The organism is Vreelandella zhaodongensis, from assembly GCF_013415115.1.
GTDB lineage: Bacteria > Pseudomonadota > Gammaproteobacteria > Pseudomonadales > Halomonadaceae > Vreelandella > Vreelandella zhaodongensis.
The window spans coordinates 338,391-351,948 of sequence record NZ_JACCDD010000002.1 but is presented as its reverse complement, the minus strand read 5'-3'; the positions used below and the strand labels follow the sequence as shown (position 1 = coordinate 351,948).

Sequence of the window (13,558 nt, the reverse complement as noted above, 5' to 3'; positions counted from 1 at the left end):
TTTCATTTATTTGTGGTTTGCTGAATATCATTGCGTCAAAACAAAAAAAATGAAAGTAATGATTAATAACCAGGCTTTTGAAGAGTGAATTAGCAAGCACCTTTAGTGCGCTCTTGGCTAGACTCAAGCGTATTACAACCATAACTCTTCAACCGTACTGGTGATCTATCATGACAACCCCCTCAGTCACTGAGCAGGCGGGTTCTATTACCCCGCCTCTCGATGCTGCACTCGATAACGCTGCTCTTGATGACTATGCACTGGCTGACCGCTATACCCGCGGAGAAGGCCGTGTTTTTCTGACTGGCACCCAGGCATTGGTGCGCATCGCCTTACGCCAAGCCGAGCTTGATCGTCGCGATGGCCGCCATACGGCAGGGCTCATCAGTGGCTATCGTGGCTCGCCCTTGGGCGGTGTAGACCAAGAGATTTGGCGGGCGAAAGCCGCTATGGAAGCGCATCACATCGATTTTGTCCCTGCGATCAACGAAGACCTGGCCGCCACCATGATGCTTGGTTGCCAGCAGGTGGAAACGGACCCTGAGCGGCAGGTCGATGGTGTCTTCGGTATGTGGTACGGCAAAGGGCCAGGCGTTGATCGTGCGGGCGACGCGTTAAAGCACGGTAATGCCTACGGCAGCTCACCGACTGGCGGTGTGCTGGTGGTCGCGGGTGATGACCATGGGTGTGTGTCGTCCTCAATGCCACACCAGTCGGATGTCGCCTTTATGGCGTGGTTCATGCCGGTGGTGAGTCCCGCGTCATTGGCGGAATATGAACGCTTTGGGCTGTGGGGCTATGCACTGTCACGCTTCTCGGGTTGCTGGGTGGGTTTCAAAGCCGTTTCTGAAACCGTAGAGAGCGGCGCATCGGTGGACGTGCCACCTTTGCCTGAGTATGTAACGCCGGATTTCGAAATGCCGGAAGGCGGGCTGCACTATCGCTGGCCTGACCTGCCGGGGCCGCAGCTTGAGACCCGTCTTGAGCACAAGCTGGCCGCCGTTCAGGCGTTTGCCACGGCCAACCCGATTGATCAGTATTTATTTCGCCAAGAACAGGCGACGTTTGGGCTGGTTACCACAGGCAAGGGCCACCTGGATTTACTTGAGGCGCTGCGTTTATTGGGGCTGGATGAAGCGAAGCTGCGTGAATTGGGGGTGGAAATATACAAGGTCGGGATGGTGTGGCCGCTCCATCGCCCCGGTATTCTTGAGTTTATTCATGGCAAGCGCGAAGTGCTGGTCATTGAAGAGAAGCGCGGCATTATTGAAAGCCAGTTGAAGGAATACATGTCGGAACCCGACCATCCAGGCGAGGTCATCGTTACCGGCAAGCAGGATGAAACTGGCAAACCGCTGATTCCCTTTGTTGGAGAGCTGGGTCCGCGCCTCTTGGCAGGCTTTGTCGCCGAGCGTTTAGCGCGCTTTTTCAAGATTGATTTTAGCGACAAGCTGGCAACCGTTGATGCTTGTCAGGCAGGCGTTAAAGAGCTTGGTGGTGTACGCCGCATGCCGTATTTCTGCTCTGGTTGCCCACACAACAGCTCGACCAAGGTTCCTGAAGGCAGTAAAGCCCTGGCGGGGATCGGTTGCCACTTTATGGCCTCGTGGATGGACCGCAGCACCGAATCGTTAATTCAGATGGGTGGCGAAGGCGTTAACTGGGTGGGCAAGAGCCGCTTTACCGGCAATGGCCATATTTTCCAGAACTTAGGCGAAGGCACCTGGTTTCACTCGGGCTCCATGGCGGTGCGCCAGGCAGTGGCTGCCAACGTCAATATTACCTACAAAATTCTGTTCAACGACGCGGTTGCCATGACGGGCGGCCAACCCGTGGATGGGCAAATCAACGTGCCCATGATTGCCCGGCAATCGCTGGATGAGGGTGTTCGCCGAGTCATGGTGGTCAGTGACGAACCGGAGAAGTACCGGGGGCATGAAAAGGAATTCCCTCAGGGAGTTACCTTTCACGGCCGCGAAGAGATGGATACGCTACAACGTGAACTGCGCGAAATTCCTGGCTGCACCGTGTTGATTTATGACCAGGCATGCGCGGCTGAAAAACGCCGTCGGCGCAAGCGTGGTTTGATGGAAGACCCTGCCCGCCGAGTATTCATTAACCATCATGTTTGTGAAGGTTGTGGTGATTGCTCCGTACAGTCCAACTGTTTATCGGTGGTGCCTCGCGAGACCGAACTAGGTCGTAAGCGCAAAATCGATCAGTCGTCCTGCAATAAGGACATGTCCTGCGTCAGTGGTTTTTGCCCCAGTTTTGTCACTGTTGAAGGTGGCGGGCTGCGTAAAGGCCAAGGGGTCGCTGCCGATAACGCCTTTTGGCAACGTATATCGCATTTGCCTAACCCTGCCATTGCCCCTTTGACGTCCCCTTATGACTTACTGGTGGGGGGCGTTGGTGGCACAGGCGTGGTGACCGTTGGGCAGTTGATCACCATGGCAGCACACCTGGAAGGAAAGGGCAGCAGCGTGCTCGACTTCATGGGGTTTGCGCAAAAAGGCGGGGCAGTCCTTAGCTATGTGCGTCTGGCATCTCAGCCCAGTGAACTGAATCAGGTACGCATCGAAGCCGGTCAGGCCGATGCGATGATCGCTTGCGATATGGTCGTGGCCAGTTCGCAGAAGGCGCTGAATGTGCTGCAGCCGACCACCCGTATCGTGGCGAATCTGGCCGAGCTAGCCACGGCGGATTATGTCCTTTATCGCGATGCGGATATGCAGCCCAGTAAGCGCCTTAACATGCTGCGTGAAGCGGTAGGAGACGCACGCTTTGCGTCTCTGGATGCCAATCGCCTAGCTGAACAGCTGCTAGGCGATACGGTATTTTCCAATATGATGATGCTCGGGTTTGCCTGGCAGCAGGGGCTGGTGCCGCTTTCTGAACCTGCGCTGCAGCGTGCTCTGGAGCTTAACGGCGTCGCCGTGGAAAAGAACCGTCAGGCATTTGCCTGGGGCCGCTTGGCAGCAGTGGAGCCCGACTACCTTCAGCAGCATTTGGACACGATGCCGCTGTCCGCGAATGCCACACTGGACGACGTGGTTGCGCGTAATAGTCGCCACCTGGAGCGCTATCAGAACCGTGCCTGGGCTGAGCGTTACGTTACCCAGGTAACGAAAGTGCGTGAAGCAGAAGCCGCGCTAAACGGTGGCCAATCGTTGAGTGAAACCGTCGCCCATCAGCTCTATCGCTTGATGGCGTATAAAGATGAGTATGAAGTAGCGCGCCTTTACACCCAGAGCGATTTTCTGGATGAGGTTAAAGCAACATTCTCGGGTGATTACCGGTTAACCTTCCATTTGGCACCGCCGCTGCTGGGTGGTCGTAAAGATGCGCAAGGGCGTCCGGTGAAACGCCGCTTCGGTCCCTGGGTGCTGAAGGCAATGGGCGCGTTGGCCAAGATGCGCGGTTTGCGCAATACCGCGCTTGATCCTTTCCGCTTTAGCGCTGATCGTAAGCTCGACCGCGCCTTATTGGCTGACTACGAGCAGTTGATTGATGAGTTAGTGACTCGTCTTGATGGCACGAATCACGCCACGGCCTTAGCGCTTGCTAAGCTGCCGGAAGAGATTCGTGGTTTCGGGCCAGTCCGCGAAACTGCCGCTGAGAAAGCCAACGAGCGCCGTGAGACGTTGTTGAAGGAACTACGTGAAGGTCGCTCGAAGACCATCGCTGTCGAAGCTGCTTAAGGCAACTCAATATAGGTAAAAAAGGCCACGCAATGCGTGGCCTTTTGCTAGGTAGATACAGTTGATTCAACTACGCCTCTTTGTGGCGGCGTACCAGCAGCCAGTGGCTTAGCAAGGCGAGCAGCCCCATCAGCCCGATCGTCAAAGCCATGGTGCGCGAGCTGCCGTCGTGGAATTGCCCGACTAATCCACCCACCACTGCGGCAATCGTCATCTGCAGGAAACCAAATAAAGAAGACGCCGCGCCTGCACATTGGGGGTTGGGCGCCAGTGCACCGGCCATTGTTTGTGGCATCAGAATACCTACCCCCAGCATAAACACCATATGCGGTCCCACCACCGCCCACGGTAGATGGATACCAACGGCAGCCAAGCCAGCCATGATCACGCCCCCTGTCGCGCAGACGACGGTGCCCAGGGTGATGAGTTGATCACGACCCAGACGGTGGCTATAGCGGCCGCTGACCAGCGTCCCGACGAAGAAGCCTGCGACAATCAGCGTGAACAGCACGCCATACAGGGTAGGGGCGACTCCCATGTACTCAATGAGCACAAAGGATGAGCCAGAAAGGTACGCGAACAGCCCAGAAAAAGCGGCAGCATTCACCAAGGTGTAGCCAATAAAGGCGCGTTGGCTCAGCAGTAGGCGAAAGTTTGCCAGTATTGTTTTCGGGTGAATCGATTGCCGCCGCTCCTTCGCCAGCGGTTCGGGCAGCATCAGTATCAGTACCGCCAGCATCACCGCCGCGTAGAGCGCAAGCACCACGAACACCGATTCCCAGCCAAAAAACAGCAGTAACCCCGCGCCTACTACAGGAGCCAGAGCAGGGGCGAGCGCCATGGTGCTTGCCATGTAGGCGAGGATACGCCCGGCCTCGATGGGGCCATGGATATCACGCACCGCTGCCCTGGCTAGCACAGGGCCAGCAGCACCGCCGAAGGCTTGTAGAAAGCGGCCTGCCAGTAACCACTCGACGCTCGGCGCCCAGGCGCAGAGTAGGCTCGCCGCGAGAAACAGCGATAAACCCGCGATCATCACCGGTCGGCGGCCAAAGCGATCAGAGATTGGCCCGCACAATAGTTGGGCCAGAGCGAATCCAGCCATATAGAGGCTAAGGGTCAGCTGGATGCGGTCTGGGCCAGTATTCAGCGCTTCTGCCATGGCGGGCATGGCAGGTAAATACATATCCGTCGCTAGCGGACCGAGCGCAGTCATCGCGGCGAGAGCTATGACGGTGGCGGTAGAGGGCAGCTTTAGCACCCCTTAACTCCTTATGGTTGGACATGAGACGGGCGCCTTCCCGAGTGGAAAGACGCCCGCTTATGTTAGCCTGCTTAGTTTGGCTTAGCTTCAGCTTAGTTGGCGTCAGGCTGTGCCTCGGGTGCGGCTTTTTCGAAGGCTGGCAGCGAACGACAATTGGCAGCGATGCGCTGGATCGTCGGGTAGGCTGACAAATCGCACTCGAAGCGTTCGGCGTTATAAACCTGGGGAATCAGGCAGATATCCGCAATCGTTGGGGTGTCGCCGTGGCAAAAATCGCCGCTGCTGGCGTCAGCAGAGAGCGTCGCTTCCAGGGCTGCGAAGCCCTCGGTAATCCAGTGGCGATACCACGCTAGCTTAGCCGCTTCATCCACACCCAGCTCACCCACGAGATACTTGAGTACCCGCAGGTTATTGAGTGGATGAATCTCGCAAGCCACCGACTGGGCAAGCGCGCGAACCCTGGCGCGTGCTAACGCATCAACCGGTAGCAGCGCGGGCTCGGGGTGTACCTCATCGAGATACTCGCAGATCGCCAGCGATTGGTTAACTACTGAGCTATCGTCCAGTACCAGGCTAGGTACCATCCCCTGAGGGTTGCGAGTCAGATGCTCGCCACCACGTTGCTCGCCTTTCACCAGATTGACTGGGACCTGATCGTAGTCCAGGCCCTTAAGGTTCAAGGCGATACGCACCCGGTAAGCAGCCGACGAGCGGAAATAGCCGTAAAGCGTCGTCATGTTGCCTTCCTTATGTTGGCTTTATTTGGGCTGGTACTTCACGACTTGCTGATCGATGGTACCAAATATGTTGTTGCCTTCGCGGTCAAACATCTCGATGCGAACCCGGTCACCAAAGCGCATAAAGGGGGTTTTCACCTGGCCGTGGAGTATCTGCTCGACCATGCGCACTTCGGCCAAGCAGCTATAGCCTACGCCACCATCAGCCACCGGTTTTCCAGGGCCGCCGTCGGGGTCTGGGTTGGAAACAGTGCCCGAGCCAATCACAGCGCCCGCGCCGAGATAACGGGTCTTGGCGGCATGGGCAACCAACTGAGGGAAGCTGAAAATCATATCGGGACCAGCTTCTGGCTCGCCAAACTTCTCGTCATTCAGGTGCACGGTCAGCGGCAGGTGCACTTTGCCATCCTGCCAAGCATCGCCCAGCTCATCGGGGGTCACCGCGATGGGCGAAAAAGAAGAGGCGGGCTTAGCTTGGAAAAAGCCGAAGCCCTTCGCGAGTTCACCTGGAATGAGGCCGCGCAGGCTCACATCGTTAACCAGCATTACTAGCTTAATATGCTTGGCGGCTTCCTCGGGGGTAACTGCCATTGGCACGTCGCCGGTAATGACCGCAATCTCACCTTCAAAGTCGATACCATGCTCTTCACTCACCGCCTCGATATCTTCGGTGGGTGCCAGGAAACAGTCGCTACCGCCCTGGTACATGAGCGGATCGGTCCAGAAGGTTTCGGGCATCTCGGCATTACGTGCCTGGCGTACCAGCTGGACATGGTTCAGATAGGCGGAGCCGTCAGCCCACTGATAGGCACGCGGTAACGGGGAGTGAAGCGCACGCTGGTCAAGCTCAAAAGCTCCGTCGGCATCGCCACTATTCAGTTGCGCATAGCGCGCCTCCAACTGAGGGCTAACCACTTCCCAACTTTCGAGGGCTGCCTGAAGTGTGGGGGCAATATCAGCAGCGCTCACCGCGCGGGAGAGGTCGCGGGAGACGATGATAAGTTCTCCGTCGCGGCCTTTGTTAAGTGTTGCAAGTTTCATGGTTATTCAATCCTTGTTGTCAACGTGGGGCTCGAAACAGCCCCACATGAAGAAATGGTGTTAGGGCTGGCTTGGGTCGAAGTGCGAACGCAGTGTCGACCAAACATCCACATAGTCACGTTGGCGGAAGTCAGCATTCAGAGCCGCAGGGGTCGGATGGAAGAAGTAGCGGCTTTCAAACATGAAGGCCAGTGTATCCCCTAGGAACTGTGGCTTCAGCTCAGCGTTGGAGGCTTTCTCAAATGTCTCAGCATCTGGGCCGTGTGGCGACATGGAGTTATGTAAGCTGGCGCCGCCAGGGGTGAAGCCTTCCGCCTTGGCATCGTACTCGCCATGAATAAGCCCCATAAACTCGCTCATCAGGTTGCGATGGAACCAGGGCGGCCTGAAAGTGTTCTCAGCAACCATCCAGCGCGGCGGGAAGATCACAAAATCAAGATTAGCCATTCCTGGGGTATCGGAGGGGGACGTTAATACAGTGAAGATTGACGGATCCGGATGATCGAAGCTCACCGTATTGATGGTGTTAAAGTTAGCGAGATTATATTTATACGGCGCGCAGTTGCCGTGCCACGCCACCACATCTAGCGGCGAATGGTTGAGCTTTGTCTCCCAGAAACGACCAGAGAACTTAGCCACTAAGCGGTAGTCGCCTTCCAGGTCTTCATAGGCTGCCACGGGGCTTTGGAAGTCACGCGGGTTGGCTAAACCGTTAGCCCCAATGGGGCCGAGGCCGGGTAGCTCTAAAGGACTCCCGTAGTTCTCGCAAATATACCCCCGTGCAGCGTCAACACCCTGCGCTTTACGCACTTGGAATTTCACGCCACGTGGAATAACGGCAATTTCACCGTTATCGACCTCGAGTTCACCAAACTCGGTACGCAGACGAATAGCGCCCAGTTGCGGAACGAAGAGCAGTTCGCCATCCGCGTTGTAGAAAAACCGCTCGGTCATGTCTTCATTGAACGTATAGACATGCACGCCCACGCCAGCTTGGGTTCCGGCATCTCCGTTGACCGCAATGGTAAACAAGCCATCGATAAAATCAGTCGGCGCATCCGGTATCGAAACGGGGTCCCAGCGCATTTGGTTAGGGTCCGCCGCGGGCTTGTCTAGCGGGGCTGTGTGTACGTTGTTATTTTCCAGTGGCTGATATGCGCTCTGAACAACCGAAGGGCGAATGCGGTAAAGCCAGCTGCGAAAGTTTTGATGACGCGGTGCTGTAAATGCGGAACCAGTGAGTTGTTCTGCGTATAAGCCGTAAGCACACTTTTGCGGGGAGTTTTGCCCAATCGGCAGGGCTCCCGGCAGCGCTTCGCTTGAAAAGTGGTTATGAAAGCCGTTTTGATATTTCAGTTGTTCCGTCATTGTTAAGACCTGCTTTATTTGAACGTTATTTTGTTAAATCTATATTTTCATAAACCTATGGCGCGGCTATTGATCACCGCTACCAACCGCATGGGAAATCGCTTCTTCAAGCACGGCTTGTTCGCCGATGTGATTAGCCAGTAACAGGATCAGGCGAGCATTGATGCGCTCGCTCTCAGCCTCGCTGCGGTCGCGATGTAACGCCGTGAGCGCAGCGTAAAAGGCGTCCGGGTCAGTGAAGTTCGGATTCAGTTCAAGCTTTGGCATGGCAACTTTCCTGGAAGGTAGTGTCAGCGGTACCAGCAAGATGAACGCCTAGCGCGCGGTCTAACGCGTCGTCAACCCTGCGGGCAGTGATGGCGTGCCAGCGAGCGGCAATGTGCTGATCAGGACGAATAAGGTAACCGGCACCTGCTCTCAGGCCGTATCGTTGGGTCACTAATCCTTCAAGATCGTCCACGACGGTAGTGCGCGGTAAAGCGCTAAGCTCATCTGGTGCTGGACCAACGACCACCAGGCTTAAATCAGTGCGACGGCCTAACAGCTCTCTCAACGGTGCGGCAAGTGTGGCGGCGTGCCTATCATCAACACGGCCGTCGAGTAACAACACAAAACCATTACCAAATTGATTGAGTAGCCAGGCGTTCTGTTCTCCCAATCGAATGGGCGCGTCCTTGGTTGGACTACCTGGGCGCAACTCGCTTGGGCCACCATCAACATCGGGCGTATTCAGCGGTGAGTTGTCATAGCGACACGGCATGGAAAGGCGGCCACTGTTGACCAGACTACGTGCGAAGGCATGTTTCTCAGCCAGCTCCAGCGTCACATCGCGGAACACTTGGCTGATATGGCTCTTCGGGGTAATAAAATCAGTGGCGCGGGTAGAGTTAAGGATGTTTTCTGCCGCGCCGTGCTGGCGCTCGGTGTTGTACGTGGACAAAAGCGTCGTTGGCGCCTGCTGTTTGAGAACGCGGGCCAATTTCCAGGCTAAGTTTTCCACGCCCTGTAGGGCTCCATTCGCTCCCCTGGCACCAAAGGGGGATACTTGATGAGCCGCATCGCCCATAAATATCACGCTGTGATGAATGAAGTTATCCATCTTGCGGCAACGGAAGGTATAGACACTGGCCCACGCAAGCTCAAACTCCACGTCTTGGCCAAGCATTGCCTGTACGCGTGGGCGAATGTTCTCTTCTTTCTTTTCTTCTTCCGGGTCAGCGTCCCAGCCTAGCTGGAAGTCGATACGCCAAACGTTGTCCGGCTCTTTGTGCAGCAGCACCGACTGATTGGGATGGAAGGGCGGATCAAACCAAAACCAGCGCTCTGTTGGGAAGTCAGCCTTCATCACCACATCAGCAATCAGGAAGCGGTCCTGAAATACCTGGCCTTTGCACTCTAGGCCCAGCATGTCGCGGATTCGGCTGTTAGCGCCATCCGAAACGAGGAGATAGTCACAGGTCAGCTGGTAATCACCATCCTGAGTTGAGACCTTGATGGCGGTGCTGTCAGGCTGAGCATCGACATCGATGACCTTATGCTTCCAGCGAAGATCAATTTGCTCAGCAAAGTCGTGGGCGCGGTTGACCAGAAACTCTTCAAAGTAATACTGCTGCAAGTTAATAAAGGCGGGAATACGGTGGCCATCTTCTGGCAGCAGGTTGAAGTCATAGACCTCGCGATCCTGAAAGAAAACGCGGCCGTGCTGCCAAGTGACGCCTTTTTCAAGCATCGGCTCGACGCACCCTAAGCGGTCGATAATTTCCAGTGAACGCTTGGCAAAGCACAACGCCCGCGACCCCACGCTAACGGTGTTGTTATCGTCCAGGACAATCGAATTAATGCCTTGCTGAGCCAAATCGATGGCGGCGGCGAGGCCGCTAGGTCCGGCACCGACAATCACCACTGGGTAATGGCGAACGTCTTGAACATCGAGTTCAGACGGGCGTCGGTAAGGATAGACAGGATTTTTATAGGTTGTTGGCATCTATTGCTCCCCTACAGCGTCGGGTGCGTTACACCCGGCAGCTGGGCATGATAGAGGGTGTCTCTAGTAAGCACTTACTGATTTTCGACGGCGTCCTGCAGCGAGTGCCACATAGCGGTATCGCGCTCTGCCGTCCAGATGCGGGGATCCGGGTATTCGCCGCCTGCCTCGTCGTAGCAACGAGTGATATCGAAGGGGACGCAGTGATCGAAGATGACCCAGTGGCCATACTTCGGCTTCAGTAACGCGTAAGTTTCGGCGTAGCACTCAGAGAGCGATTTGCCCGCCGCCTTGCCCGCTTTGACACTTCCATACATGTCATTCAAGAAGTCGCGGGTGCCTTGAATGGCTTCCTGGCACTGCTCGGCAGTTTGCAGGGCATCGCCACGGCCGGGTACCAGCTTTTGGGGCTGCATGGCCTGCAGGCGGTCAAGCGTGGCTGGCCAGTCTTCGTGGTAAGCATCGCCGGTGTATGGGGTGGCGCCATACTCAACCAGGTCACCGGCAAACATCACTTTTTCTTTCGGTAACCAGACGATGGTGTCGCCCTTGGTGTGTCCGCGGCCCAAGTGGATGATCTGTACCTCGCGCTCACCCATAAACACCGTCAGTTTTTCCTGGAAGACAGTAGTTGGCCAGGTTAAACCAGGGACAGAATCGACCCCTTTGAACAGGCGGGGGAAGCGGCCGACTTCTGATTCATAGTCTTGCTGGCCACGCTCGACAATTAGGTCATAAGTGTTCTGGCTCGCGTAGATATTCTCAGCGTTATATGCAGAAGCCCCAAGTACACGCACCGCATGGTAGTGGCTCATGACCACATGCTTAATCGGCAGGTCAGTGACCTCACGAATACGGCGGATAACATCCTGGGCCATGATGGGCGTAGCCTGGGTGTCGATGACCATTACGCTGTCATCGCCAATCACAATACCGGTATTGGGATCACCTTCGGCCGTGTAGGCGTAAAGCCCTTCTGCCAGCTTGATGAAACTGATCTGTTTCTCTTCGGTATCGGCATGGGATGCGAATTTCTTGCTCATGGTATCTCCGGTGCTATCAGGATGATTCAGGTATTCATTGGAATGTTGTATGTCAGGAGGATAGTTTCTAATGAAACTAAATGTCCAGTATTCCATCGATGAGTCAGCCTAGCTTTTGCATGAAATTAACAATAACTCTTAATAAATCAGATGATTGTTGTAATATGCTACCTAAGTATAATAATGAAAATCGGCAAATTAGTTGCAAGAGAGAGTATCTGGCGGCAGTGTTCTACCTTATTCTGCTAGGGGCTTTTCCTAATAGGGGCAATCTACTGCTGATCACGTCCTTGTGTAGTGAAGGCTGTTAAGCGGCGATCCGTGTTGTTGCGAACTGGGTTATTGCAAACAGAGTTATTGGGCGGAGCTAAGAGGACTCTCTTCCTCGAGGTGGTCAGTATGATAGGCACGTTGCTGGTGCCTACATTCCCAGCTATCGTGCTGATTTTTGTCATCACCACCCCTGACGAACGGTGGCTCTAGGAGAAATACAATGACGATGGATAAAGCAGACGGCGAGGCATCTCTGGAATCTTTAGCCAGGGCAGAGCTGGATCTCAACCAATTTTTACCCTATCAGCTTAACCGTTTAGCTGACCGCATCAGCCAGGCGTTAGAGAAGCTTTATGCCGAGTCCTATGAGCTCAACATCGCCCAGTGGCGTGTGCTTGCATGGCTTAGCCACTGTGATGATTTAACCGCTAAGAAGGTCTGTGCCTACACCAATATGGATAAGGCGCGTGTGTCGCGCGCTATTCAGTCGCTGGAAGAGCGTGGACTGATAAGCCGCACACCAGCACAGCAGGACCAGCGCCAACATGACTTACAGCTGACAGATACTGGGCAAGCGCTACTCAATAAGTTGGTGCCAGAAGCTCAGGCGTGGGAAGCCGATCTGGTGTCGACTCTGAGCGTTGGTGAGTATCGTGATTTGCTTAATACCATGCGCAAGCTTGAACGGCAGCTGGAGAGGATTGGCTAAAGACTAGACACAGAAAAGGCGGGGCCAGATGACAGATGGGAAGCCGTATTTTTTCAGTGGTGTGTCGTTAGTGGCTCGATAGACAATATTTATGTAACGAAATGCTGGGCGAAAAATTACCGCTTGTCGTCATTGATAGTGACCCATGAAATCAATGCTTATGATTGTAAGTGGCTGTAATTAAATTAAATCATATATATTGCTACTTAAGTATTAACATCTATTAGTCGATGGGGCGTTGCACGATCCACGTATCTGCAGGCATTGTGAGCAATAACGTGATTCACATAATTGGTATATAAAAAAAATAAAGTATCACGTTCTGCGCTTCCACTTCGTGATGACCAGAGGAAAGAAAAAGTGAATAAAACAACAAACCTGATGATCGGCGCTATTGCCGCCGCAACGCTGAGCACCTCCGCCTTTGCACAAACGACTATCACCGTGAGCACCTGGGCTGGCCCTAATCACGGCATCAACACCATGGTATGGCCAACGTGGAAAGCGTGGATTGAAGAAGCAACGGAAGGTCGCGTAACCGTAGACGTGATACATGATATGGGGCCTCCAGCTTCCCAGATGGAAATGGTGGCCGATGGTATCGCCGATGCGACCTGGGTTTTCCACGGCTATAACACTGGCCGCTTTCAGCTAACCAAGCTTCCGGAATTCCCCACCTTTCAAGACTTTTCATCAGAAAATGCGTCTAGTGCGTATTGGCGCACGCACCAAGAGTACCTGGCCGCCGCTGGCGAACACCGTGGCGTTGATGTTGTTGCCGCGGGTGTCCATGGACCCGGCTGGATCTTTAGTAGCGAGCAGTACGAAACGTTAGAAGACCTTAAAGGCAAGCGCATTCGCGTCGGTGGTGGCGTGATGGGCGATCTCTCCAATGCTCTGGAACTGACCGGTGTTGCCTTACCGCCTACCGGGGTTTATGAAGCGGGTTCTCAGGGCGTCATTGATGGAGCCATGCTTGTTCCTGAAGGGCTTCGCAGCTTCCGTGTTGCGGAGATTTTCCCTTACACCCTCAAAGTAGATGGCGGTTTCTATCGCGGCAGTTTCACCATCGTCGTCAACCCCATGATCTGGGATGAAATGTCTCCTGAGGATCGTGAGGCCGTTGAATCAGTCTCTGGTGAGCGCTTGTCTCGCTTGTTCGGCTACATGATGGATGTATCGGATGTGCGTGGCGTCGACTTTGCAGAAGAGCTTGGTCATACCTTTACCGAACTCGGTAGTGATGACCTCGGCACGCTACAAAGTATGAGTGACAGCATGATTACTGAGTGGGCTGAGTCTGTCTCAGAGAACCGCAACGTTGATGCGATGGCCGCTATCGAATTCTATCGCGAGCAGCTGATTGCTGCAGCCGAAGAAGAGAGCGTAAGTAGCCTAGTACCTTAAGACTTAGCACCTTAAGACTTAGCACCTTAAG

The 13,558-nt window shown here is 54.7% G+C and carries 10 protein-coding genes; 3 read left to right on the top strand and 7 right to left on the bottom strand.

Annotated elements, in window-relative coordinates:
* Positions 1–170: 170 nt before the first annotated feature.
* Positions 171–3,701, top strand: a complete 3,531-nt coding sequence (locus HZS79_RS04945; protein ID WP_179927218.1) for an indolepyruvate ferredoxin oxidoreductase family protein — start codon at positions 171–173, stop codon at positions 3,699–3,701.
* Between the two features lie 70 nt (positions 3,702–3,771).
* Here the strand turns inward: HZS79_RS04945 and HZS79_RS04940 are convergent, their stop codons facing one another.
* The 7 genes from HZS79_RS04940 to HZS79_RS04910 all read right to left on the bottom strand — a co-directional run bounded on the left by HZS79_RS04940 (position 3,772) and on the right by HZS79_RS04910 (position 11,138).
* On the bottom strand, positions 3,772–4,962 hold the full coding sequence (locus HZS79_RS04940; protein WP_179927217.1) for a Bcr/CflA family efflux MFS transporter: 1,191 nt from the start codon (positions 4,960–4,962) through the stop codon (positions 3,772–3,774).
* A 95-nt stretch (positions 4,963–5,057) separates the two neighbouring features.
* Complete coding sequence (gene maiA / locus HZS79_RS04935; protein ID WP_162216961.1) at positions 5,058–5,702, bottom strand: maleylacetoacetate isomerase; 645 nt, start codon at positions 5,700–5,702, stop codon at positions 5,058–5,060.
* A gap of 21 nt (positions 5,703–5,723) precedes the next feature.
* Positions 5,724–6,743 carry a fumarylacetoacetate hydrolase family protein gene (locus tag HZS79_RS04930; protein WP_179927216.1) on the bottom strand — a complete coding sequence of 340 codons (1,020 nt, stop codon included), beginning with the start codon at positions 6,741–6,743 and terminating at the stop codon, positions 5,724–5,726.
* 60 nt (positions 6,744–6,803) lie between these two features.
* The gene (gene hmgA / locus HZS79_RS04925) at positions 6,804–8,111 is read right to left on the bottom strand and encodes a homogentisate 1,2-dioxygenase (protein WP_179927215.1); all 1,308 of its coding nucleotides are present in this window, start codon (positions 8,109–8,111) and stop codon (positions 6,804–6,806) included.
* 66 nt (positions 8,112–8,177) lie between these two features.
* Entirely contained in the window at positions 8,178–8,378 is a 201-nt protein-coding gene (locus tag HZS79_RS04920) for a DUF2783 domain-containing protein (RefSeq protein ID WP_162216964.1), read from the bottom strand.
* Positions 8,365–10,095: an FAD-dependent oxidoreductase gene (locus HZS79_RS04915; RefSeq protein WP_179927214.1), complete on the bottom strand. Its 1,731-nt coding sequence runs from the start codon at positions 10,093–10,095 to the stop codon at positions 8,365–8,367. The genes HZS79_RS04920 and HZS79_RS04915 overlap by 14 nt, the downstream gene beginning before the upstream one ends.
* Positions 10,096–10,169: 74 nt before the next feature.
* Positions 10,170–11,138, bottom strand: a complete 969-nt coding sequence (locus HZS79_RS04910; RefSeq protein ID WP_162216966.1) for an MBL fold metallo-hydrolase — start codon at positions 11,136–11,138, stop codon at positions 10,170–10,172.
* A gap of 493 nt (positions 11,139–11,631) precedes the next feature.
* Here HZS79_RS04910 and HZS79_RS04905 point away from each other — a divergent pair, with 493 nt between their 5' ends.
* Both HZS79_RS04905 and HZS79_RS04900 read left to right on the top strand, forming a co-directional pair.
* A complete protein-coding gene (locus tag HZS79_RS04905; RefSeq protein WP_162216967.1) occupies positions 11,632–12,120 on the top strand; it encodes a MarR family winged helix-turn-helix transcriptional regulator in 489 nt (162 codons plus the stop codon).
* Positions 12,121–12,480: 360 nt separating this feature from the next.
* The gene (locus HZS79_RS04900) at positions 12,481–13,527 is read left to right on the top strand and encodes a type 2 periplasmic-binding domain-containing protein (protein ID WP_179927213.1); all 1,047 of its coding nucleotides are present in this window, start codon (positions 12,481–12,483) and stop codon (positions 13,525–13,527) included.
* The last annotated feature ends 31 nt before the right edge of the window (positions 13,528–13,558 follow it).